A 22492-nucleotide genomic window follows, 5' to 3' on the forward strand; every position below is an offset into this window, starting at 1 on the left:
AGGCAATGTCGGTCAGGCAACAGGGATGGTGGGCGCTTGCCGCGCTCACCATTGCGGCACTTCTCCTGCTCGGGCTGATGATCAGTCTCGCCGTTTCCATCGGGGAGATCGCGATCCCGCTTGCGACGACGGCGGAGGCGGTCTCGAACCGCCTGTTCGGAACGGATTTCGAACTCAGCCGCATCCACCAGGGCATCGTCTGGGATTATCGTCTGAGCCGCGCGCTCGTCGCGGCCAGCGCCGGCGCGTCGCTTTCGCTCTCAGGCGCGATTCTGCAGGCGCTGCTGCGCAATCCGCTGGCCGAACCCTACGTGCTCGGCATCTCCGCCGGCGCCTCGACGGGGGCCGTCTGCGTGATGATCCTCGGCTTCGGCTATGGCGTTCTTGGTCTCTCGGGCGGCGCCTTCATCGGCGCTGTCATCGCCTTCCTGCTGGTCGGCTTCCTGGCGACGGGGGTCGGGGGAAGCGGCGAGCGCATCATCCTGTGCGGCGTCGCCGGCTCGCAGCTCTTCAATGCGCTGACTTCCTACGTGGTGACGACATCGGCGAATGCCGAGCAGGCGCGCGGCATTCTGTTCTGGCTTCTGGGGTCGCTCAGCGGTGTGCGTTGGCCGGATGTCTATCTATCGGTGCCGGTCGCGCTCATCGGCTTCATCATCTGCATGGCCCATATGCGGGCGCTCGACGCCTTTGCCTTCGGCACGGATGCCGCCGTCTCGCTCGGCATTTCCGTGCGCCGCGTCCAGATCGCGCTCTTCGGCACGACCGCGGCGATGACGGCAAGCGTCGTCAGCATGGTCGGCTCGATCGGTTTTGTCGGCCTTGTCATTCCCCATGCCGCCCGCTTCCTCGTCGGGCCGGCGCATCGGCGGCTGCTGCCGGCAACGGCGCTCGGCGGCGCGATCTTCATGGTCGGCGCCGATATCGTTTCGCGCATCATCATACCGCAGCAGATCCTGCCGATCGGCGTCGTTACCGCGCTGTTCGGCGCACCGGCCTTTGCCGTCATTCTCTATCGCGTGCGGAGAAGCGCATGAGCATCAACATCGAGCAGGTCAGCTTTGCCGCGGGCGACACCGTCATCGTCAACGGCGTCAGCCTGGACGTGAAAAAGGGCAAGGTGCTCGGCCTGCTCGGGCCGAACGGTTCCGGCAAGTCGAGCCTGCTCCGATTGATCTGCCGGCTGCGCAAGGTTCGCAGCGGCGTCATCAGGCTCGGAGAGGACGACATTTCCTCGCTGTCGCGCACAGCCCTTGCGCGACGCGTCGCCTTCGTCGAGCAGCAGTCGACGACCGATACGCAATTGACCGTGCGTGATGTGGTGCGGCTCGGCCGCACGCCGCATCGCGGTCTGCTGTCGTCCTGGGGCGCCGGAGACGACGCCGCCGTCGACGAGGCCCTGTCGCGGGTGGGCATGCAGGAGAGGGCGGGCCAGCTCTGGCAGACGCTGTCGGGTGGCGAGCGCCAGCGCGTCCATATTGCCAGATCGCTGGCGCAGGCGCCGAGCGAACTGCTGCTCGACGAGCCGACCAACCATCTCGATATCCAGCACCAGCTCGACATTCTCTCGCTGATCTCGAAGCTCGGCATCACCTGCATCGTCGCGCTGCACGATCTCAACCTGGCGGCGATGTTCTGCGACAGCCTGGCGGTGCTTCAGAAGGGCGAGGTCGTTGCCTCCGGCGCGCCAGAGGAGGTGCTGACGGAGGATATGATCGGCCGGGTCTTCGGCGTTCGCGCCCATGTCCAGAAATCGGCCGTGCATGGCCGGCATCATATTCAATATGTCATGGATTGAGGGATGACCGGGAATTTCGATCTCAAGGAGGAGATATGGCTTCATTGGCCTTTTTCCTGGGCAGACGTATGATTTCCGAGGGCGTTTTCGACATCGGTGGCGGCTGATGTTCTGCTGATCAATTCTCTGGCCGCGATCGGGCTAATCTGCCTGCATGCCGGCGCTGTCTTAGGCTTGAGGCGCCGGAAACCGCATTGCCTGCCGCAACAACTGGATGACCTCTGAAACCGATGGCCCCGTAACTGGCGGCGGCTCTGCGCGTTCGCAGAATTCGCGCCAGACAAACAGCGTCAGTTCCGCGCCATCCGTTGCGGTTTCCCCCGGTCCTTCTGCGAAATTCTCGAGCAACCGATAGCGAGCGTCCTTCCAGAACAATTCCTCCACCCAGCCATATATCGGGATGACATGGAAATGGATCGGGTAACCGGGCATGTGACCGTATCGGCTGATATAGACGCGCTGCGCATTCAATTCCCGCTTCAGGGCGCTCTGAACTCTTGCGAGCAACGGGCCGAATTCGGCCAAAGCATCTTCGGACAAATCCGACAGATCGTTGGTGTCGGTCTTGGAACTGATCATGAGGTAGCCGGGAAGGGCGGAGTTCATGCGGTGGCTCACAAGCCATCCGGCCGTCTCGACAACATGAAAATGCTGAGGAATCTCCAAGCGCTGCCTCTTTCCGCTTTCGCAAAAGTCCTATTTACTTTTGATGCCGCCTGTTTCGGCCTGGCCCAGGTCGCTTGAGGGGTCATCAGCCCGACCTTGAACAATATCTGGTCACCTTCGCCGTCTGCGCAATTGATGGGTTTCCATCCAACGGCTGTTTTCCTTCGTGGTCGCTGCCGCAAGATTCCCGAGAAAAGCGATGGGTTGCGCCTGATATTTGCCACGGCGCAAAAGATAGGTGACTTTGCGATGGCTGCAAAGCGCGTCCGAGATATGACCAAGGCCGATCTCCGGGCGCCCTACGGTGCGAGATCGACATGGTGGGCGCCGTGCGGCAGCGGCACGCGGCCGAGCCGATTAAGCGTCGGCCGGTCGCTTTTTCCGACGCGGAAGACTTCTAGGCCCGGGCCGGCCTCGGGCCCTGCGCCATCATGGCCCTGGAACACGGTGGCGAGGAAATGGTCTCCCGTGCCATCGAAGGCGCCGCCTTCCGGAAGGGAGCCCTCGAAGGGATAGTCAGCGAGCTTGGCAATGACCCCGGTTGCCGGGTCGAAGCTCAGAAGCGTAACGCTTGCGTTGCGATGGAAGCGGGCAGAGCCAGGCGGGAAGGCTGTGCCGCGCATGTTGACGGTGGCGACGAGCCGGCCATCCGGGCTGATGGCGATGCCCTCGGAGGAAAGGTCTGTCTCGGCGCCGCCGCGGAGATCGTGACGGGCCGATTGTGGCGATGCTGCGGGGTCGGCGAGCCTGATGACGCTGATCGTCGACGGTGTCTGCGGAATGCGGCCCTCCAGGTTTTTGGCGGTGAAATTCCGGCCCCAGTTGGCGGTGAGATAATGACGCCCATCCGGCGTGAAACGGCCGACGAAGGGATCGGCGCCAACCTCGACGACATTGCCCCAGGAGCGCAGGCTGGGCGTGTCGTCGGCCCCAGTGACCTCGAAGAAAGCAACCCGGTTCTGCGTGTTGATGTTGACGGCCAGGAAGCGGCCTGAGGGATGCCAGTGGATGTTGGTCGCGGTCACACCGCCGCGCAGGCCTGACGCCGATCCGGTCACGCCGAGGTCGGCGATGTCGAACCGCGCGAGGCGACCGAAGCGACCGTCGCGATAGGTGACGATCTGGACGAAACTCGCCTCCGGCGTGTTGGAGACGACGGCAACGCTCTCTCCATCAGGGCTGGCCGACAAAGCCTCGGGGAAGGCTTCGATCTCCACCGTGTCGGAGAGGCGGAGTGCTGCACCGTCCGAAAGGTCGACCGCGAAGAGCTGCCGGCCGGGCGGCAGGTCGTTGATACTGTTGCCGCCCTCGGGACGTTCGCCCAGCCTTTCCGTGACGAAGGCGGTTTGCCCGTCTTCGCTGAGTGCTAGGATTTCAGGCGCGGAGGTTACCGAATTGGAGATGGGTATCGAGCCGGTGACGATCTTGTCGCTGCCCGGAGACATAATCGTCAACAGGTCGCGATAGCCGGCTTTTTGCGGCGCAAGCTCAGCGGTGCCATAGGTTTGGGCGAGGAAATCACCGTCGGAGATGACGGCGATCCGGCTCGCCGAAACGCGGCTGAGAATCTCGGGCGCGGCTTGCGCGCCTTCGGCAGCTTGCATGCTCTGAGGCGCGGCGAGGCCAAAGGCAATGGCGAGCGTCGCGGCGGTGAGGATTGATCCGTTCATGATCCTGCTCCCTTGTTGGCGGTCCTTTGAAAATGCCGCCGTTGCTGATAACTTTCCAATTGGAATTTCGCCTTCCGTGATAGGTATTTTGCATCAGGAGGCTGTCTTGGATATCCGCACGCTCGCCTGTTTCGTGGCCGTTGCCGAAGATCTGCATTTTCGCCGTGCCGCGGAACGGATGAACCTGACTCAGCCGGCGCTCAGCCAGCGGATCCGGGCGCTGGAAGGAGAGGTCGGGGCCGATCTCTTCGAGCGTGACCGCCGCGGCGTGGCGCTGACGCCGGCGGGAGCGGCCTTCCTCAGCCCGGCTCGCGAGGCGGTGCGGCAGGCCGGCATAGCGAAGGCCGAGGCCATGCGGGCGGTGCGCGGCGAGGTCGGGCGCCTGCGGCTCGGCTTCACACCCATTGCCTTTTACGGCGTGCTGCCGGAGGCGGTGCAGGCGTTTCGTGCCCGTTATGCACGAGTCGAGGTCGATCTCATCGAGATGAGTTCGCCTTTGCTGGAAGCCGCCCTTGCATCGGGTGACATCGACCTCGGCGTGCTGCATCCGCCGCTGACGCGCGATCTGATTATCCACCCCCTGCCGGACGAGCCGTTCGTGCTGGCGCTTCCGGCGACGCACCGGCTGGCGGAGCAGCCGGTCATCCGCGTCGCCGATTTGGCCGGCGAGCCCCTGCTGCTTGCGCCGCGGGCGATCGGCCCCAGCATATACGACCGTGTGATCGCCCTTTTCAGCGGCGAGGGCATCAGCCCCCGGATCGTCCAGGAGGTGACGCCGATGACGACGCTGGTCGGCCTGGTCGCGGCCGGAACCGGCCTCGGCTTCGTCACCGCAGGCATCGCCAAGGCCGCCCGGCCGGGCGTCGCCTATCGTCCCGTCCTGCCCGAGCCGCCATCCCTGCCGATCGCCGCCGCATGGCGCCAACCTGCATTGTCCGCCAGTGGCGAACACTTCCTGGAGATTGTGAGAGGGTTGGTTGTGGAAGGAGCCGCATCGGGGGGAGGCTGATCCTGAGATGCTCGGGCCAAAGGCAGGAGCCTCGAAGGTCTAGAGCAATTCCAGGAAAAGTGCGAAGCGGTTTTCCGTCGGGAATTGCGTAAAAACAAAAGTTAGAGCGGTTCTGCGTTTCCATGAAAAGCTGAACTGCTCTAGGAGGGCTCATGCAGAGATGCGGCAGGCCGCGGCGCGAAGCCTCGAAGCACGAGGCGGGCAATCGGCGTGACGGCGTAAGGGCCGGTGGAGGAAGCCGCGGGTTTGCTCTTCCTGTTCCAGCGCTGCAGTTCCTGCCGTTGCCGATATGCCAAAGTCCAAGAGCCTCATCCCATAGAGGCTTGTCGTCATATCCGCCAACCGCTATCTGGTGCTGACCCAGGCGGACCCGCCGAAAACGACAAGGCCTTTCATGATCCCCGATTTCCTCGTCACCCATTCCGGTGGCTTCCATGCCGACGAACTGCTGTCGAGCGTCATCCTGACCCGGCTTTTCCCACAGGCGCGTATCGTCCGCAGCCGGGCGCCGGAATGGATCACGCCGGGCGAAGACCGCATCATCTACGATGTCGGCGGCGCCTATAACCCTGCTGCCGGGATATTCGATCACCACCAGCGCGGCGCTCCGTTGCGTGACGATGGCCAGCCCTACAGCTCGTTCGGGCTGATCTGGAAGCATTACGGCCGTGATTATCTCGCAGCCTCCGACCTTCCCGAAGCACATGTCGAGGCGATGCATGGCTCTTTCGAGGCCAGCTTCGTGCTGCCGGTCGATCTGACCGATAATGGCGCGCTCAGCCCATCCGGGCCGCTGGCCGGCCTGACGCTGCCGGCGCTGCTGGAAACCCTGAAACCAGTTTTCGACGAAGCGGACCCTGAGGCCGACGATCGCGCCTTCCACGCGGCCCTTGCTATTGCCCGCAGTTTCGTCGAGGCCAGGATTGCCCAGAGTGCCGCAAAATTGCGCGCCGAGGCGATCGTGCATCGGGCTATCGAGGCTGCGGGGCAGGGGCGTGTTCTGGAATTGCCGAGGGGCATGCCCTTCCGTCCCGCCATCGTCAAGGCGGGCGCCGATCACCTGCTGTTCGTCGTTCACCCGCGCGAAAAGGATTGGTGCGTGACCGGCATCCGCCGCGCCGAGGAGGGATTCGAGCTCAGGGCCGACCTGCCGGCGGCCTGGGCCGGGCTCACCAATGGCGCACTGGAGGCGGTTTGCGGCATAGAGGGCGCAAGCTTCTGCCACAACGGCCGCTTCATCGCCGCTGCCAGGACCCGCGAGGCGGCGCTCGCCATGGCCGAGTTGGCGGTAAAGGAGGCGCTTTCGATCGGGGCGCAGTCAAATGGCGGCAGCTGAGGTAGCGCGGGGCCTGCATCATATCCAATACGCCGTGGATTGAAGGATAGCTGTTCGGATTTTCGATCTTAACGATGGCGTTCAAGTGGCCCAAATTGTGGGGCCGATTGACTTGTTGCCACGAAGGACTAAGCTTTAAGCCATAACAACCACTACCCACACGCGAGAGATAGCGGAGGGTGCGAGTGGCTGGCGACCTTGAGGAGGATGAGGTTTGCCGTGGATTACCGTGTTGTTCTGCTGATCGCCACATCCGTCATTGCTCTTTCCCCTGCCGACGCCGGGGCGCAGGAGGGCGATGCGACGGCGGGTGCTGCCGTTTTCAAGAAATGCGTGACCTGTCATGTCGTCGATTCCGATACGAACAAGGTCGGTCCGTCGCTGAACAAGCTGTTCGGCCGCAAGGCCGGAACGCATCCCGATTACGCCTATTCGGCCGGGATGAAGGCGGCCGGCGAGGGTGGTCTCGTCTGGGACGAGACGGTGTTGCGCGACTATCTGCACAATCCGAGAGCGAAGGTGAAGGGCACGAAGATGGCCTTTGTCGGCGTGAAAGACGAGCAGGAGATCACCGATCTCATCGCCTATCTCAAGCAATATTCCAAGTGATGGGCAATACTCCAAATGGCGGGTCGCGGCCCGGGGGCGCGTGCCTAAATTGCCGTAATTGCCGATATTTTCTATCTGTGCGATAATAAACACGGACTTTTTGCGGAATGCGGTTTCACGGGTCGACCTGCTCGAGGAGGAGCGGACATGGCTGTCGTGCTGATCCTCGTCCTGATTGTCGTCGGCTCCGTGCTGTTCCATGTGCTGAGCCCGTGGTGGTGGACGCCGATTGCGTCCAACTGGACCTATATCGACACCACCCTCGTCATCACCTTCTGGATCACCGGCGTCGTCTTCGTGGCGGTGGTTTCGTTCATGGCTTATTGCGTCTTCCGCTTCCGGCACAAGCCGGGCAACCGGGCACATTACGAGCCCGAGAACCGCAGGCTGGAATTGCTGCTGGGAGGGGGAACGGCGGTCGGCGTTGCGGCGATGCTGGCGCCTGGCCTCATCGTGTGGAACCAGTTCATCACGGTGCCTGCCGATGCCGCATCGGTCGAGGTCGTCAGCCAGCAGTGGCTGTGGAGTTTCCGCCTGCCCGGAGCCGACGGAAAGCTCGGCCGCGCCGAGACGCGCGACGTCACCCCCGAAAACCCGCTCGGCCTTGATAAAAACGATGCAAGCGGCCTTGATGACGTCATCATCGAAGGCGGCGAGCTACATCTGCCGATCGGCAAGCCGGTGCACATATTGCTGCGCTCGGTCGATGTGCTCCATGATTTCTACGTGCCGGAATTCCGCGCCAAGATGGACATGATACCCGGCATGATCACCTATTTCTGGTTCACGCCGACGCGGACAGGGACCTTCGACATCCTCTGCGCCGAACTCTGTGGCGTCGGCCATGGGCAAATGCGCGGCACCGTCGTGGTCGAAGCCGACGCCGACTACCAGACCTGGCTCGGGCAGCAGCAGACATTCACCCAGCTTACGGCGTCATCGGGAGAGATGCCGCCGGCAAACTGAACCCCGCAGCGGTCGCAGACCGCTGGGAGACGAAGGGGAGAGAGATTATGGTCGAGATTCCATCCGACAGCGCAGGCGCCATCCCCTCTGCCGAAGTCGAGGATGTCGAGCTCTATCATCCGAAAAGCTGGTGGACAAAATATGTGTTCAGCCAGGATGCCAAGATCATCGCCGTGCAATATTCGGTGACGGCGATCGCAATCGGCCTGGTGGCGCTGGTGCTCTCCTGGCTGATGCGCATTCAGCTCGCCTTTCCCGGCTATTTCGCTTTCATCGATGCCGATCATTATTATCAGTTCATCACCATGCACGGCATGATCATGGTGATCTATCTGCTGACCGCGCTGTTCCTCGGCGGCTTCGGCAACTACCTCATTCCGCTGATGGTCGGCGCGCGCGATATGGTGTTTCCTTACGCCAACATGCTGAGCTATTGGATTTATCTGCTCGCAGTGCTGATCCTCGCCGCGGGCTTCTTCGCCCCCGGCGGCCCGACGGGGGCCGGTTGGACGCTCTATCCGCCACAGGCTGTTCTCTCCGGCACGCCTGGGGGCAAGGACTGGGGTATCCTGCTGATGCTCTCCTCGCTGATCGTCTTCATCATCGGCTTCACCATGGGTGGGCTGAACTATGTGGTAACAGTGCTGCAGGGGCGCGCTCGCGGCATGACACTGATGCGCATGCCGCTCACGGTCTGGGGCATCTTCACCGCGACCGTGATGGCGTTGCTCGCCTTTCCCGCCCTTTTCGTCGCCTGCGTCATGATGATGTTCGATCGCCTGCTCGGCACGAGCTTCTTCATGCCTGCCATCGTCGAAATGGGCACGCAGCTGCAGCACGGCGGCGGCAGCCCGATCCTCTTCCAGCACCTCTTCTGGTTCTTCGGGCATCCGGAGGTCTATATCGTCGCATTGCCTGCCTTCGGCATTGTTTCGGACCTGATCAGCACGCATGCGCGCAAGAACATCTTCGGCTACCGCATGATGGTCTGGGCGATCGTCATCATCGGCGCGCTCAGCTTCGTCGTCTGGGCGCACCACATGTATGTCAGCGGCATGAACCCGGCCTTCGGCTTCTTCTTCGCCACGACGACGCTGATCATCGCCGTCCCGACGGCGATCAAGGTCTATAACTGGGTGTTGACGCTGTGGCGCGGCGACATCCACCTGACCCTGCCGATGCTCTTTGCGCTCGCCTTCATCGTCACCTTCGTCAATGGCGGCCTGACGGGCCTGTTCCTCGGCAACGTCGTCGTCGACGTGCCGCTGTCGGATACGATGTTCGTCGTCGCGCATTTCCACATGGTCATGGGTGTGGCGCCGATCCTCGTCATCTTCGGGGCGATCTATCACTGGTATCCGAAGGTGACGGGACGCATGCTGAACGACGTGCTCGGCCATATCCACTTCTGGATCACCTTCCTCGGCACCTATGCGATCTTCTTTCCGATGCACTATCTCGGCCTGCTCGGCGTGCCGCGGCGCTACTTCGAGATGGGAGAGACGGCCTTCGTTCCGCCTTCGGCCGATACGCTGAATATCTTCATCACCGTCATGGCGCTGATCGTCGGGGCCGGACAGATGGTCTTCCTGTTCAATCTGGTCTGGAGCCTTTTCCGGGGCAAGGAGTCCGGCGGCAATCCGTGGCGGGCAACGACGCTCGAATGGCAGACGCCGCAAACGCCGCCCGCCCATGGCAACTGGGGCAAGGATCTACCTGTCGTCTACCGCTGGGCCTATGACTACAGCGTGCCGGGGGCGGCCGAGGACTTCATTCCGCAGACGGTGCCGTCAGGCGGCGGCGTCACACGGGAGGTCCATGCATGAACGTCATGCTGATTTTCCTTGCCGCAATCGCCGCCATTATCTTCTGGTGGCTTTCCGGGCAGCGCTTGACCTCGAAGCCCTGGCTTGAAACCGGGTCGGTGCAGCTGCCGGGTCATGACGGTGCCGAGCGGCAAAGGCTACCGGCGCCGGCGGTGAAAATCGGGCTCTTCGTGTTTCTCGGCGTCGTCGGCGCCGTCTTCAGCCTTGCCGTCAGCGCCTATTTCATGCGCATGGCGTCGACCGACTGGTGGGCGACGCCTGTTCCGCGGCTGCTCTGGGTGAACACTGCCACACTCGCCCTGAGCAGCGCTGCCCTGCAATGGGCGAAAAGAGAAGCAGGACATGGCCGCATGGAGGTGCTGCGACCGGCGCTTGCTGCAGGACTTGCGCTTGCCATCTTCTTCCTCGTCGGACAGATCCAGGCATGGCGGGAGCTGACGGCGGCCGGGTACGTGCTGGCCGATAACCCTTCCAACAGCTTCTTCTACATGCTGACCGGGCTGCACGGCCTGCATATCCTCGGCGGGCTTGCCGTGCTCGCGCACACGACGGTCAGGGCATTTTCAACGGATGTGGCTACGGACAGGCTGCTCCTCAGCGTCGATCTTTCCGCCATCTACTCGCATTTTATGCTCGCCGTCTGGCTGTTGCTCTTCGCGCTCTTTGCCGGATGGGCGAATGATTTCGTCGATCTCTGCCGCACACTTCTGAATTAGGAGATTTGCAGATGGCACATCCTGTCCAGACACAAGGCGAGCCAGGCCTCAGCCCGGTCGGCCTGCGCGGTGTCGCCGCTGATTTCAGCTCGGATCAGCGTGCCTTCAAGACCGCCTCCTGGGGCAAGGCGATGATGTGGATCTTTCTGCTCAGCGATACCTTCGTCTTCGGCTGTTTCCTGATCGCTTATATGACCGCCCGCATGTCGACGCCCGTCCCATGGCCCAATCCGAGCGAGGTCTTCGCGCTGCATATCGGCGGCCAGGACGTTCCGCTGATCCTGATCGCGATCATGACTTTCGTGCTGATCTCGAGCAGCGGCACCATGGCGATGGCGGTCAATTTCGGTTATCGCCGCGACCGCCGCATGACGGCGATGCTGATGCTGCTCACAGCCCTTCTCGGCGCAGGCTTCGTCGGCATGCAGGCCTTCGAATGGACGAAGCTGATCACCGAAGGCGTGCGCCCCTGGGATAACCCGTGGGGGGCGGCACAGTTCGGATCGACCTTCTTCATGATCACCGGTTTTCACGGCACCCACGTCACGATCGGCGTCATCTTCCTGCTGATCGTCGCCCGCAAGGTCTGGCGTGGCGATTTCGACGTGGAACGGCGCGGCTTCTTCACCAGCCGGAAAGGCCGCTACGAGGCCGTCGAGATCATGGGCCTCTATTGGCACTTCGTCGACCTAGTCTGGGTCTTCATCTTCGCGTTTTTTTATCTGTGGTGAGGTCGTCATGAGCGAGACAACGGCGCATGCGCAAAGCCAAACGGTGCATGCACAAACACACACCGGACAGCAGCACCCGATCCGGCTCTATCTCTTCGTCTGGGGCCTGCTCTTCGTGCTCAGCGCCTTTTCCTACATGGTCGATTATCTCGGCATCCAGGGTTATCTCAGGTGGACGCTGATCCTCGTGTTCATGATGCTGAAGGCCGGGCTGATCGTCGCCGTCTTCATGCACATGGCCTGGGAACGGCTGGCGCTCGTCTACGCCATCCTGCTGCCGCCGCTGCTGGTGCTGGTTTTCGTGGCGCTGATGGTATCGGAAGCGGACTACACGATCTTCACCCGGCTGGCATTCTTTGGTGCTACGCCGTAAAGTTTCAGCGCCGCAATTCAAAGTGTTACAGCGTCCTTTGCGCGTAACAAGGTGGACGGAGCCCTGACTCTCGCCCGTGGGGCCGGGTGGCTTTATGACCATGCCGTGCTGTCCGATGCCTACCAGCAGGGGTGTGTGACCAGCGCCCAGCAGAATTGATCTAGCCGCCCGGCCGGGTTATGCTTAGGAAGCCGATTGCTCAAGTGAGGACAGCGCAAATGTCTAAATTTCGCGTCTGGTCATCAATCTTAGGATGGGCCGCGTTTGCCGTCTTGGCGGCTTGGAGCACGCAAGAAGTGCTCCTCTGGTATAAACCCGGCGTATCTTACGGCACAGTTTTGATCGCGGTGTTTCTCGCGGTTCAGGTAGCCTATGGGGTGCGCCAGATCGCGCGCCGGCTTGGCTGGGCCCGCAGGTCATATGCCCCTACCGGAATCGAACACCGGTAAAGCAATGCGACCGCAACAGGTCCGGGAAAGGAGCGTTTGCGATGCCGTGCTCGGGCGTAGAGCGGCAATCGGGCGGTCTCCGTTGCCGTGCATCTTCGTTCAACGCCTCGATGATGGGGCGTTCCCCTTCTTTTCCCAGGAGCGCAGCGCACGCCAGAGCACCGTGTTGTCTGCATAGCCCAGCACACGCGCAATCTCGGACATCGGTGCTGCATGTCGGTCGCCGAGATAGTGGGCGGCGAGTGTCTGGCGGTGCTGGCGAACGAGATCGCGAAGCGACACGCCTTCCTCCGACAGCCGGCGCTGCAGGCTTCGCGGCGACATCTTCAGTTCGGTCGCAAGCGTTGCGACCGTGATCGGCTTTCGGCCGAGATAGATGCCGATCAGGGCCTGGACCTTTTCCTTGACGGCATCGCCGGCCGCTGGCTCGTTGACCAGATCGCCGATATGCCGCTCCAGGATTTCGACCAGGCTTTTGTCTTCCGCACGGTGCACACGGTCAGCCTCCGCCTTGTTCATGACGATCCGGTTGCCGGATTGGCCGAACAGGATGGGCGCGCCACAGATGCGTTCCAGCACACCGGCGTCGCGCGGGGCGTGATGCTCGAGCTGTATTTCGATCGGCCGCCAGCCACGGCGGAAGCACGAACGGACGAGCTGACAGGAGGCGGCAATCGTGAATTCGCTGTCCTGCCGGCGCGGCCACATGCTGGGATCGACGATCCGGTAGCTCCAGACAAAATCGCCATTCTCCTCGAACACGCCTGAACTGGTCGCGCCTTGCACCGCGTTGACATATTTCGACAGCCGCTCGAAAGCGCTGCGAATGGTCGGCGAGAGTGCGAAGAGCATGCCGATGGGGCCGATGTCGGCGGGTTTGAAGCCGGTGCCCATGCGGGCTCCCAGTGCCGGTTCGCCTGTTATCGTCGCGGCATCTTCGAACAGCGCGACATAACGCGCCATGGGCAGGACAGCGTAGGGATCTTCCAGTTGTGAGCGCAGAATGCCGTGCGAAGCCAGAAGAAGGTCGGTTTTCCCGGATCTTTTATCGATTTGTTGCACCAGCGGGATCAAGACGGAGGCTCGAATTGAAGCAACTGCGGGCATGCGGCTGATCAAATGCGATGCAACTGCCATTTTCAGCGTCTCCAGTGACCTTCGTGGCGCGAATTATCGATTCATTGGCATAAATTGCAATTTCGAGGCCAGATCGCCGCGCTTACCCTCTTGGCAACAAACAAGCAAAGAGGGGTTTCTCCATGACATTGGAAGTAAGCATGGCCGCACCATCATCGCCGGAGCGTCGTCTGGCCAGGGACTCGGTGGGCCTCGCCCATATCGTGTTCTTCGTCGTTGCCGCGGCCGCGCCGCTGACGGCTGTCGTCGGCGCTTCGCCGGCCGCCTTTGCCTTCGGCAATGGCGCAGGCGTTCCCGGCGCTTTCGTGCTTGCCGGCATGCTCTACCTGCTCTTCTCGGTCGGCTTCACCGCCATGAGCCGGCATGTGGGCGGGGCAGGAGCCTTCTACACCTATATCACCCACGGTATTGGCAAGCCGGCCGGTATGGGTGGTGCCTTCATGGCGCTGGTCACCTATAGCGCGGTTCAGATCGCCATCTATGGCCTGTTCGGTTTCTTCATGGCCAATGCCATAGCGCCGCTCGGGCTGGTCCTGCCGTGGTGGACCTTCGCCTTCGCGGCACTGGTCGTCGTGCTGGTCTGCGGTCGGCGCAACATCGCCTTCTCAGGCGCGATCCTCGGCGTCTGCATGATTGCCGAAATAGCCATATTGCTGGTTCTGGATCTTGCCATCGTCTTTTCAGGCGGCGGACCGGAAGGCATCAGCTTCTCCTCCTTTGCGCCATCGTCGGTCTTTGCGCCCGGTCTCGGCGGGGCGCTGGTCTTCGTCATCGGTTAGTTCCTTCATCGGCTTCGAAGCTACGGCCATTTTCGGCGAGGAAGCCGAAGATCCGGAAAAGACCATTCCCCGCGCCACCTATGTTGCCGTGCTGCTCATCACTCTCTTCTATGCCTTCTCCACCTGGGCAATCGTGCAATTCTATGGTCAGGGCAAGGTGCAGGCCTCTGCTGCTGCCAGCCTCGACAGCTTCTACTTCACTGCCGCCAATTCCGTGCTCGGTCCATGGTCGAGCCAGGTGATGAACGTGCTGCTGATCACCAGCCTGTTTGCCTGCATCCTGTCCTTCCACAATACGCTCAACCGCTATTTCTTCGCTCTTGGCCGTGAAGGTTGGCCGCCAAGGTGCTTGGCAAGGTTCACGCCAAACATGGCTCACCCTATGCTGCGGGTCTTCTGCAAAGTCTGATCGCAGCCGTCGTTCTTGCCCTATTCGTAACCTTCGGCGCGGATCCCTACACCGTCGTGTTCTCATGGATGTCAGCGCTTGCAGGTATCGGCATTCTGCTGGTGCAGGTGCTGGTTTCCGTCGCGGTCATCATGTTCTTCCGCAAGACGCCGAACAGCAATAGCGCCTGGACCACGATGATCGCGCCAGTGCTGGCGCTCCTCGGCCTCATGGGCTCGCTGGTGCTGGTCAGTTCCAATCTTTCACTCCTTTCCGGCAGCGAAAGCCTGATCGTCAAGGCTTTCCCCTACGCCATGGTGCTGGTGGGCATTCTTGGCGCGCTGTTTGCGATCCGGATCAAGAGATCCAAGCCCGCTCTCTACGCCTCCCTCGGAAAGGTCTTCGAATGAGTGCCGTTGCCGAACTTGCACCCGTCGATCGCCTTCTGGTTCTCGCGGTCGCGATCCTTGCCGGCGCAACATTGCTGGTTGCCGTCGAGGCACACGCCTTCTGCTCGCTGTTCTGCATTCATGCAGACCAGATGATGATCGAGACGCAGATCTGCTCCAGTCGATCCTGATCACCGCAGCTTGCGACGCGCCATGGTGCGTCGTCTCTCCCAAAACCAAAAGGCCCAAAATCAAAGAGGTATGTCCATGGACGCCGTTGTCGCAGTCACCCATCCGCTCGATCCTCTGAGCCTTGCGGAGATCGCCTGTGCTGTTGCCATACTCAAGGAGACACAGAAACTCGCAGCCACCTTCCGCTTCCCGATCATCCGGCTGGAGGAGCCGACCAAGGCGGATCTTGCCGCCCATCGCCTGGGCGAGAGGTTGCCGCGGCTCGCCTTTATCCTGGCAATGGATATCAGCAATGGCGAAACCTTCGAGGGCATCGTAGACGTGAGCGTCGGCAAAGTGTCCTCCTATTTAAGACTGCCTCTCGATGAACTGCCGTATGGCCAACCGCCGGTCATGCTGTGCGAATTCGAAACCGTTGAAGGCACCGTCAAATCCGATCCGCGCTGGATCGCTGCCGTCAAGAAGCGTGGCATTACCGACGAGGATATTCCGCTCATCCAGATCGATCCTTTTTCCTCGGGCTATTTTGGCCGCGAGTTCGAGAAGGGAAAGCGCATCGTCCGCGCCGTGTCCTATTGGCGCGAGGATATCCGTGACAACGGCTATGCGCATCCGATCGAGGGCGTGGTGGCGGTGGTCGACCTGATCACCAACCAGGTGGTCGATCTCGTCGACGATGAGAAGATCATTCCGGTCCCGAGGAAGAAGCACAATTATGGCCGCGAAACCTTCCCGGAGCGGCGGCCCGATCTCAAGCCGCTGCATATCGTTCAGCCGCAAGGGCCGAGCTTTGCTGTCGATGGCTGGAAAGTCGAATGGCAGAACTGGAGTTTCCGTGTCGGTTTCACCCCACGCGAGGGGCTCGTTCTGCATGAACTCGGCATCAAGGATCAGGGCAGGCTACGGCCCGTCGTCTTTCGCGCCAGTGTCACTGAAATGGTCGTGCCCTACGCCGATCCGACCGCGAACCACTATTGGAAGAGTGCCTTCGATGCTGGCGAATATGGTCTCGGACGCCTGGCCAATTGCCTCGAACTCGGCTGCGACTGCCTCGGCCATATTCACTATTTCGACCTGCCGGCGGCAGATGATTTCGGCCAGCCTTTCATCATGAAGAATGCCATCTGCATGCATGAGGAGGATTACGGCATCCTCTGGAAGCATTACGAATTCCGCAACGGCATTTTCGAAGTGCGCCGTTCGCGCCGCCTCGTCATCTCCTTCTTCGCAACCGTCGGCAACTACGATTACGGCTTTTACTGGTATCTCTACCAAGACGGCACGATCCAGCTCGAAGCCAAGCTCACCGGCATCATCCAGACGGCGGCGGTCGCGACTGGCGAAACCTATCCATGGGGCGGCATGGTCGATGACAATCTCGGCGGTCCGACCCACCAGCATTTCTTCAATGCGCGCCTGCACATGGATGTCGATGGTGGCGGCAATACCGTAACCGAGCATGAGTTCGTGCCGCGTCCCTGGGGTGAAGACAATCCCTACGGCAATGTGTTCGATACTAGGAGCCGTGTGCTGAAGCGCGAACTTGATTCCCCGGCGCTCGCCAATGGCGATACCGGTCGCTACTGGAAAGTCTCCAACCCCAACATAAAGAACAGCGTCGGCAAGGCGCCGGGCTACAAGATTGTCGTCATGCCGTCGCCTGTTATGCTTGCCCAGCCGGATTCGACCGTTGCCCAGCGCGGCGGCTTCGCCAAGAAACACATCTGGGTCACGGCCTTCGATGCCAGCGAAAAATATGCGAGCGGCGATTATCCGAACGTGCATGCCGGCGGCGATGGCCTGCCGGGTTATGTCAAGCAGAACCGCGAAATCGAGAATGCCGATGTCGTGCTCTGGCATTCCTTCGGCCATACCCATGTCTGCAAGCCCGAGGATTTTCCGATCATGCCCGTGGAATATGCCGGCTTCACGCTGAAACCGAACGGCTTCTTCGCATCCAACATCGCCATGGACCTGCCGCCGGAAGGAAACAGCCAGAGCGTCGACAATCGCCTGCAACCGCCTGATAACACCGGAAACGGTTCCTGCTGCCACATGTAGAGCTTGGCTTCCGTGGCGTGTCCGCAGTCTTCCTGATGCGACGATGGCGCTGTAGAGTGGCCGAATGTGCGTCCGGCGGCCCCACCCGGAGGATCCGTATGGCTGCGGTCTCGTTGTTCCACCACGCACAGGGGCTGACTCCTGATGCGCGAGCGTTCGCGGCGTTCTTTGGGGCGGGGCCTTAGGGTCTGGCGGTTGTCCACACGCGGTACGCCTCGGGTGGACAGTTTGATGGAGATCAAGCAATGGAAAGTTTATGGCTATCTCGCGCAAAACGTCTCCAAGCGATCGCTTCAACCGGGCTCTACTTTTGTAAGGACGAATTCGATCGTGAACGATACCAAGAGGTAGCGGACATCGCACACGCGATGCTGGCCGACCTTGCCAATGTGCCGATCACGCGCATCCCTGGTCTCGTATCTGATTTTGCCAAAGGCTATGCCACGCCGAAGGTCGACGTTCGCGGGGCGTTGATCGAAGGAGGTAAAATCCTTCTGGTGCGGGAAAAGAGCGACGGCCGATGGACTTTGCCCGGTGGGTTTGCGGATACTGGACGATCAGCATCGGAAAATGTCGTCACCGAAATACATGAAGAAGCGGGCCTTCAGGTTTCTGCCACCCACTTGTACAGCGTGCGACACAAGGCGAAGGCCGCATATGACCCTGATGCGAGAGATTTCTATAAACTGTTCTTCCTTTGCGAGCGGTCGGGAGAGATGACGATGAAGGCGGGCATCGAAACATCGGAAGTCGGTTTCTTCGCACCTGCCGATCTCCCCGATCTGTCGCGAGGGCGCGTCCTGGAAAGCGATATTCATTCCGCTTTTGCATTCCAAAATGGTGCCCAACGGTTTGCCACGTTCGATTAGCTGTTTTCGCACAGAGCATATCTTCTGTTGCCGATCGAGTGCCCCGCGGCTATGTTGCCGATGTCGGAAAAGGCATGACTTGGTGTGGTTGGCCCAAGTCCTTTCGGAAACGAAAGCTCTGTTCCTTGCCTCGTGCATGAGTTCTCCACGACGAACACGGACGCTGCTCAAGCGTCCCATTGTTCGTCCGTGTGGTTCTCAAAACGACGAACTGCTCCGGTCGAACGACCATAAGGAGTAGTTCATGCCCGATTTTCTTATGATTCATGATGTTGTGATTGCTGGTGCAGGCCCTGTCGGTCTGTTTCTGGCCTGCGAGCTGCGGCTGGCCGGCCTCTCGGTGTTGGTGCTGGAGCAGGCCGAAGACCCGTATTCGCCGTTGAAGCGGCTGCCGTTCGGCATGCGCGGCCTTTCCGCGCCGACCATCGAAGCCTTCTACCGTCGCGGGCTGCTGGATGACATCATGGCGCCGCAGCGCGAAAAAAATCAATCGACTTCAGCGCATTGGATGCAGCAGCCGCGTCGCCCGGGCGGCCATTTCGCCGGCATTCAGTTCTTTCACGACACCATCGACACCTCGACGTGGCCCTATCGCCTGCCAGGTCCGGCCTGTACCAGCATGGCGGTCGAGATGGAGCACCTCGAATTCGTCCTGGCCGCTCGCGCAAGCGCGATGGGTGTCGAGATCCGGCGCGGGCTCGGTGTCGATGGCTTCGACCAGTCGGGCGGAGGCGTGACCGTGCGCGCGGGTGGCGAGATCTTTCGCGGACGATGGCTCATCGGTTGTGACGGCGGGCGAAGCACCGTGCGCAGGGCAGGCGGCTTTGAATTCGTTGGCACCGATCCCGAGTTCACCGGCTATTCCGTTCAGGTCGAGATGGCCGATGCGGAGAAGCTCGTCCCGGGCCGCCGTTACACGCCGACAGGCATGTATACCTACCAAAAGCCCGGCACCATCGCGATGGTCGATTTCGACGGGGGCGCGTTTCACCGAACGCAGCCGATCACGCCGGAGCATGTGCAATCGGTGTTGCGGCATGTTTCCGGCACCGATGTCACGGTGACGGGCCTTGAGCTTGCCACCACCTGGACGGATCGCGCCTATCAGGCGACGGCTTACCGCAAGGGCAGGGTGGTGCTTGCGGGTGACGCGGCGCACATCCATTCCCCCTTGGGCGGCCAGGGCCTGAACCTCGGGCTCGGCGACGCGATGAACCTTGGCTGGAAGCTCGCGGCGACGATCCGCGGCGATGCGCCGGACGGCCTGCTCGACAGCTATTTCTCCGAACGGCATCCGGTGGGGAGCTGAGATCCTCGACTGGTCGCGCGCCCAGGTCGCTTTGATGCGGCCGAGCCGGAGTTCGCGCGCGCTCGAAGCCATCATCCGCGACCTGATCGACACGCGTGACGGTGCGACATACTTTGCCGAGCGCGTCTGGGGTGTGTCTCTCCGCTACGATCTTGGCGGCAATCACCCGCTGGTCGGTCGCAGCGCTCCCGATTTCGAGCTGGTCGACGGCACGAAGCTCGGCGATCATCTCAGGGAGGGCAAAGGCCTGCTTTTGGACTTTGACGCCGGTGCACCGCTGCAAGCGCTGGCAAGCCGCTGGAATGGGATCACCTATGTCGTCAGTGACGCCAGGGATCGGCTGGGGCTGAGCGCGCTGCTCGTGCGCCCCGACGGCTTCGTGGCGTGGGCTGGTGAGGCTGTGCCTGACAATGAGGAAGCCGCGCAGGCCGCATCGCAGTGGTTCGGCAAAGCCTGAAACTATGCCGCCCCGCCATTGAGGTTTGGAATTCCCGCCTATCGGTTTTCGGCAGGTTTGCAGACGTTGCTTCGGCAACGTGTCCGCACTCTTCCCGGCAAGGCGGCGACGCTGTAGAGTGGCGATGCGCCCGACCGTTCCGCCCGGAGGCTCCTTATGGCTGAGATCCTGTTGTTCCATCACGCGCAGGGGCTGACCCCGGGTGTGCGTTCGTTTGCCGACGATATCAGGGCAGCCGGTCACATCGTGCACACGCCTGATCTGTTTGACGGGCGCACATTCCCAAGCATCGAAGCGGGGATCGCCTATATCGGCGAGATCGGATTCGACGCCATGCGGGAGCGCGGCGTGCGCCTCGCCGACGACTTGCCTGTCGGGCTCGTCTATGCCGGGTTCTCCTTCGGTGTGCTGCCGGCGCAGAAGCTGGCGCAGACGCGGCCAGGCGCCCGCGGGGCTCTGCTCTTCTACTCCTGCCTGCCGATCAGCGGCGAGTGGGCCTTCGGACCCTGGCCAGACGGCGTCGCGGTGCAGATCCACGGCATGGACAACGACCCGATTTTTGTCGGCGAGGGCGACATCGACGCCGCCCGCGAGATCGTGGAAAAGGTCGAGGACGCGGAGCTTTTCCTGTACCCAGGCGATCAGCACTACTTCGCCGACAGCTCGCTGCCGTCCTATGATGCGGATGCGACCGCGCTGCTCACCCTCCGCGTGATCGAGTTCCTGAATCGCGTCTGATCCAGACATTCCGGCCCGGATCGGACTATTCGGACGCCACGCAGAAATTGTTGCCTTCGGGATCATTCAAGACCGTGTAGCCATCCGCTTCGCGGACGAAGCTCGCTCCGAGGGATAAAAGCCGTTCTACCTCCCTGGCCCGATCGGGGGTGGCAATATCGAGATGAAGTCGGTTGCGGGCCGGACGCTCCCCCTGACGAAGGTGAAAGCAAAGGCGGGTTCCAGGACCTTCGACCATCACGGTCGGGTCAGTCTCGGGTGTCAATCCGAGAGCGGCAAGACGGGCCAGTTCGTCGTCGTCATATGGCATCACGTCGTAGCCATCGAGCGCCTCCGCCCAAAACCGGGCGACACGCGAGGGAATGTCGCAATCGATGACGATTTCTTTCAGCCTTGCCATGGAACCCTTCAAGAATTGTTGGGCCGGCGACGGCAAACGCGTTCGACGAGAGCGCCACCGACGGCCGGCAGCAATGCGAAAAGCACGAGCTGCGGTGTCTCCGTCAGCGCCAACAGGCCAGACATGAGGAAGGCGACCAATAATCCTGCCAGCACCCCGGCTGCATAGGGCAGATAATCCTTCAAGAAAGCCTCCGTCTTGTGCTGATCTCAAACAGAAGGGGCATTATTGGCTTGAGATAGAGATCTTCGCGGTATCGGCAATGGCTGGTTGCGGCCGAACCTCACGTCGTCCGATCGGTTTATGCGGAATGCCACCACGTTGGTTTACGGGACAGGTCGACCCAAACGACGTGAGCCGGTGCACGTGTTTTGCAGGAGACGACCGATTTCTTTCGCGCTATGAAGACTGACCGCATATCCCCGCTACATCCGACACCGAGGTCCTTCACATGGCTTTGAAAATCCTTTTCGTTGGCGGTACCGGCCAGATTTCATATCCATGCGTCGAGCGCGCCGTGGTTCAGGGCCACGATGTCAGCGTCTATAACCGCAGCTTGAGAGGCGAGCCACTGCCTGCGGGGGTTACCTCGATCGTCGGCGATCTCGCGGCGCCCACCTATGCAGACTTGGCCAAGGCCAATTATGACGTCGTGTGCCAGTTCATTGCCTTTACGCCCGATCAAGTCGCGCGTGACATCGATGTGTTTGCCGGGCACTGCGGCCAGTACATCTTCATCTCTTCGGCTTCGGTCTATGAAAAGCCGCCGCGCCACTATGTGATTACCGAGCAGACACCGGCGATCAATCCCTACTGGCGCTATAGCCAGGACAAGATTGCCTGCGAGACGCTGCTCAAGAATTCCGAGAATCTCGCCTGGACCATCGTCCGTCCCAGTCACACCGTTCGCACCGGCCTGCCGATCATGATGGGCGACAGCGACGTCATGGCCAGACGCATGCTGGACGGCGAGCCCACCATCGTGGCGGGCGATGGCCACACGCCCTGGACACTGACCCGCTCGGTTGATTTCGCGGTGCCCTTTGTCGGGCTTTTCGGCAAGCCGGCGGCGTTGAACGAGATCTTCCACATCACCTCCGACCGCGCCCATATCTGGGATGATATTCAGAAGACGATCGCCAGATTGTTGGGCGTGGAGGCCAGGATCGTACACGTGCCGACGGACACCCTGGTCCGGTACAATCCGGAGTGGGTTGGGCCGCTGCGGGGCGACAAGGCATGGTCGGCGATCTTTGACAATTCAAAGGTCAAAAGCGTGGTGGGCGACTTCACCTGCGCCGAGAGCCTTGATGAAATTTTGGCGGAGCCGATCATGCATCTCAAGCAGCGCCTGGCCAAGAACCGCCCGCCAAGGGGCGATCTCGATACTTTGGTCGATCGGATTTGCGCTGCGCAAAGCGCTCTCGGCTAGGCAGGCCCTCGTAGAGCGCGTGCAGGGTATTTTATGATCCGCGTTCGCCTGTCGGGGCGCGCCATTGCGGAATGCCAACCGGCGCACGGTTCGCCACAATGATCGTCGCCACTTGCCCTCGACGGAGAATCTGCACGGCGGCCCCGGACCGTCGGATGAGGGATGGCACGGCATATCGCTCATAAAAAAATC

20 protein-coding genes and 2 pseudogenes are annotated in these 22492 nt (G+C 61.4%); 17 read left to right on the forward strand and 5 right to left on the reverse strand.

The genetic code is table 11. The features are described from left to right. The first annotated feature begins 5 nt into the window (after positions 1–5). Together B5P46_RS19515 and B5P46_RS19520 are read left to right on the forward strand one after the other, a co-directional pair. A complete protein-coding gene (locus B5P46_RS19515; RefSeq protein ID WP_432431477.1) occupies positions 6–1037 on the forward strand; it encodes a FecCD family ABC transporter permease in 1032 nt (343 codons plus the stop codon). After that, positions 1034–1798 carry an ABC transporter ATP-binding protein gene (locus B5P46_RS19520; RefSeq protein ID WP_129420150.1) on the forward strand — a complete coding sequence of 255 codons (765 nt, stop codon included), beginning with the start codon at positions 1034–1036 and terminating at the stop codon, positions 1796–1798. Before B5P46_RS19515 ends, B5P46_RS19520 begins: the two co-directional genes overlap by 4 nt. 168 nt (positions 1799–1966) lie before the next feature. On the opposite strand, the gene B5P46_RS19525 is transcribed toward B5P46_RS19520, so the two are convergent. Both B5P46_RS19525 and B5P46_RS19530 read right to left on the reverse strand, forming a co-directional pair. Beyond that, positions 1967–2464, reverse strand: coding sequence for an HIT family protein (locus B5P46_RS19525; RefSeq protein ID WP_129420151.1), 498 nt, complete (start codon positions 2462–2464; stop codon positions 1967–1969). Positions 2465–2763: 299 nt separating this feature from the next. After that, positions 2764–4134 (reverse strand): lactonase family protein, encoded by a 1371-nt coding sequence (locus B5P46_RS19530; RefSeq protein ID WP_129420152.1) that lies wholly within the window; start codon positions 4132–4134, stop codon positions 2764–2766. 106 nt (positions 4135–4240) lie between these two features. On the opposite strand from B5P46_RS19530, the gene B5P46_RS19535 reads away from it, so the two are divergent. The 8 genes from B5P46_RS19535 to B5P46_RS19570 all read left to right on the forward strand — a co-directional run bounded on the left by B5P46_RS19535 (position 4241) and on the right by B5P46_RS19570 (position 11700). After that, positions 4241–5143, forward strand: a complete 903-nt coding sequence (locus B5P46_RS19535; RefSeq protein ID WP_245456195.1) for a LysR family transcriptional regulator — start codon at positions 4241–4243, stop codon at positions 5141–5143. Positions 5144–5537: 394 nt separating this feature from the next. Beyond that, positions 5538–6479, forward strand: coding sequence for an MYG1 family protein (locus B5P46_RS19540; RefSeq protein WP_129420153.1), 942 nt, complete (start codon positions 5538–5540; stop codon positions 6477–6479). A gap of 219 nt (positions 6480–6698) precedes the next feature. Beyond that, positions 6699–7088 carry a c-type cytochrome gene (locus B5P46_RS19545; protein WP_129420154.1) on the forward strand — a complete coding sequence of 130 codons (390 nt, stop codon included), beginning with the start codon at positions 6699–6701 and terminating at the stop codon, positions 7086–7088. A 147-nt stretch (positions 7089–7235) separates the two neighbouring features. Beyond that, complete coding sequence (locus B5P46_RS19550) at positions 7236–8054, forward strand: cytochrome c oxidase subunit II (protein WP_129420155.1); 819 nt, start codon at positions 7236–7238, stop codon at positions 8052–8054. 47 nt (positions 8055–8101) lie between these two features. Beyond that, complete coding sequence (gene ctaD / locus B5P46_RS19555; protein ID WP_129420156.1) at positions 8102–9880, forward strand: cytochrome c oxidase subunit I; 1779 nt, start codon at positions 8102–8104, stop codon at positions 9878–9880. Continuing rightward, positions 9877–10596, forward strand: a complete 720-nt coding sequence (locus tag B5P46_RS19560) for a cytochrome c oxidase subunit 3 (protein WP_129420157.1) — start codon at positions 9877–9879, stop codon at positions 10594–10596. The genes ctaD and B5P46_RS19560 overlap by 4 nt, the downstream gene beginning before the upstream one ends. An 11-nt stretch (positions 10597–10607) precedes the next feature. Beyond that, the gene (locus B5P46_RS19565; RefSeq protein WP_129420158.1) at positions 10608–11327 is read left to right on the forward strand and encodes a heme-copper oxidase subunit III family protein; all 720 of its coding nucleotides are present in this window, start codon (positions 10608–10610) and stop codon (positions 11325–11327) included. A gap of 7 nt (positions 11328–11334) precedes the next feature. Further along, a complete protein-coding gene (locus B5P46_RS19570) occupies positions 11335–11700 on the forward strand; it encodes a cytochrome C oxidase subunit IV family protein (protein ID WP_129420159.1) in 366 nt (121 codons plus the stop codon). A gap of 548 nt (positions 11701–12248) precedes the next feature. Here the strand turns inward: B5P46_RS19570 and B5P46_RS19575 are convergent. Beyond that, complete coding sequence (locus B5P46_RS19575; protein ID WP_129420160.1) at positions 12249–13286, reverse strand: AraC family transcriptional regulator; 1038 nt, start codon at positions 13284–13286, stop codon at positions 12249–12251. Between the two features lie 122 nt (positions 13287–13408). Between B5P46_RS19575 and B5P46_RS19580 the strand changes: the two are divergent. The 6 genes and pseudogenes from B5P46_RS19580 (at position 13409) to B5P46_RS19600 (ending at position 20468) form a co-directional block, all read left to right on the forward strand. Then, a pseudogene (locus B5P46_RS19580) lies at positions 13409–14863 on the forward strand (APC family permease). Continuing rightward, positions 14860–15033, forward strand: coding sequence for a hypothetical protein (locus B5P46_RS34500; RefSeq protein WP_164986515.1), 174 nt, complete (start codon positions 14860–14862; stop codon positions 15031–15033). The pseudogene B5P46_RS19580 and the gene B5P46_RS34500 overlap by 4 nt, the downstream one beginning before the upstream one ends. Positions 15034–15109: 76 nt before the next feature. Continuing rightward, on the forward strand, positions 15110–17095 hold the full coding sequence (locus B5P46_RS19585; RefSeq protein WP_129420161.1) for a primary-amine oxidase: 1986 nt from the start codon (positions 15110–15112) through the stop codon (positions 17093–17095). A gap of 245 nt (positions 17096–17340) precedes the next feature. Further along, positions 17341–17964 carry an NUDIX hydrolase gene (locus tag B5P46_RS19590; RefSeq protein ID WP_129420162.1) on the forward strand — a complete coding sequence of 208 codons (624 nt, stop codon included), beginning with the start codon at positions 17341–17343 and terminating at the stop codon, positions 17962–17964. A gap of 244 nt (positions 17965–18208) precedes the next feature. Next, positions 18209–19730: pseudogene (locus B5P46_RS19595) on the forward strand (FAD-dependent monooxygenase). A 156-nt stretch (positions 19731–19886) separates the two neighbouring features. Continuing rightward, positions 19887–20468 (forward strand): dienelactone hydrolase family protein, encoded by a 582-nt coding sequence (locus B5P46_RS19600; protein ID WP_129420163.1) that lies wholly within the window; start codon positions 19887–19889, stop codon positions 20466–20468. A 25-nt stretch (positions 20469–20493) separates the two neighbouring features. Here B5P46_RS19600 and B5P46_RS19605 read toward each other — a convergent pair whose 3' ends face one another. Then, positions 20494–20868 carry a VOC family protein gene (locus tag B5P46_RS19605; RefSeq protein ID WP_129420164.1) on the reverse strand — a complete coding sequence of 125 codons (375 nt, stop codon included), beginning with the start codon at positions 20866–20868 and terminating at the stop codon, positions 20494–20496. Positions 20869–20876: 8 nt separating this feature from the next. Then, the gene (locus B5P46_RS34505; RefSeq protein WP_003540910.1) at positions 20877–21053 is read right to left on the reverse strand and encodes a hypothetical protein; all 177 of its coding nucleotides are present in this window, start codon (positions 21051–21053) and stop codon (positions 20877–20879) included. Between the two features lie 266 nt (positions 21054–21319). On the opposite strand from B5P46_RS34505, the gene B5P46_RS19610 reads away from it, so the two are divergent. After that, entirely contained in the window at positions 21320–22300 is a 981-nt protein-coding gene (locus tag B5P46_RS19610) for an SDR family oxidoreductase (RefSeq protein ID WP_129420165.1), read from the forward strand. Positions 22301–22492: the final 192 nt, after the last annotated feature.

The organism is Rhizobium leguminosarum (assembly GCF_004123835.1).
GTDB classification, from domain to species: Bacteria; Pseudomonadota; Alphaproteobacteria; order Rhizobiales; family Rhizobiaceae; genus Rhizobium; species Rhizobium leguminosarum_M.

Coding starts and splice junctions, on each gene's coding strand:
- B5P46_RS19610 (WP_129420165.1), top strand. CDS start 21,320: ATGGCTTTGAAAATCCTTTTCGTTGGCGGTACCGGCCAGATTTCATAT.
- B5P46_RS19590 (WP_129420162.1), top strand. CDS start 17,341: ATGGAAAGTTTATGGCTATCTCGCGCAAAACGTCTCCAAGCGATCGCT.
- B5P46_RS19565 (WP_129420158.1), top strand. CDS start 10,608: ATGGCACATCCTGTCCAGACACAAGGCGAGCCAGGCCTCAGCCCGGTC.
- B5P46_RS19605 (WP_129420164.1), bottom strand. CDS start 20,868: ATGGCAAGGCTGAAAGAAATCGTCATCGATTGCGACATTCCCTCGCGT.
- B5P46_RS19600 (WP_129420163.1), top strand. CDS start 19,887: ATGGCTGAGATCCTGTTGTTCCATCACGCGCAGGGGCTGACCCCGGGT.
- B5P46_RS19530 (WP_129420152.1), bottom strand. CDS start 4,134: ATGAACGGATCAATCCTCACCGCCGCGACGCTCGCCATTGCCTTTGGC.
- B5P46_RS19585 (WP_129420161.1), top strand. CDS start 15,110: ATGGACGCCGTTGTCGCAGTCACCCATCCGCTCGATCCTCTGAGCCTT.
- B5P46_RS19520 (WP_129420150.1), top strand. CDS start 1,034: ATGAGCATCAACATCGAGCAGGTCAGCTTTGCCGCGGGCGACACCGTC.
- ctaD (WP_129420156.1), top strand. CDS start 8,102: ATGGTCGAGATTCCATCCGACAGCGCAGGCGCCATCCCCTCTGCCGAA.
- B5P46_RS34500 (WP_164986515.1), top strand. CDS start 14,860: ATGAGTGCCGTTGCCGAACTTGCACCCGTCGATCGCCTTCTGGTTCTC.
- B5P46_RS19570 (WP_129420159.1), top strand. CDS start 11,335: ATGAGCGAGACAACGGCGCATGCGCAAAGCCAAACGGTGCATGCACAA.
- B5P46_RS19540 (WP_129420153.1), top strand. CDS start 5,538: ATGATCCCCGATTTCCTCGTCACCCATTCCGGTGGCTTCCATGCCGAC.
- B5P46_RS19515 (WP_432431477.1), top strand. CDS start 6: ATGTCGGTCAGGCAACAGGGATGGTGGGCGCTTGCCGCGCTCACCATT.
- B5P46_RS19550 (WP_129420155.1), top strand. CDS start 7,236: ATGGCTGTCGTGCTGATCCTCGTCCTGATTGTCGTCGGCTCCGTGCTG.
- B5P46_RS19575 (WP_129420160.1), bottom strand. CDS start 13,286: ATGGCAGTTGCATCGCATTTGATCAGCCGCATGCCCGCAGTTGCTTCA.
- B5P46_RS19560 (WP_129420157.1), top strand. CDS start 9,877: ATGAACGTCATGCTGATTTTCCTTGCCGCAATCGCCGCCATTATCTTC.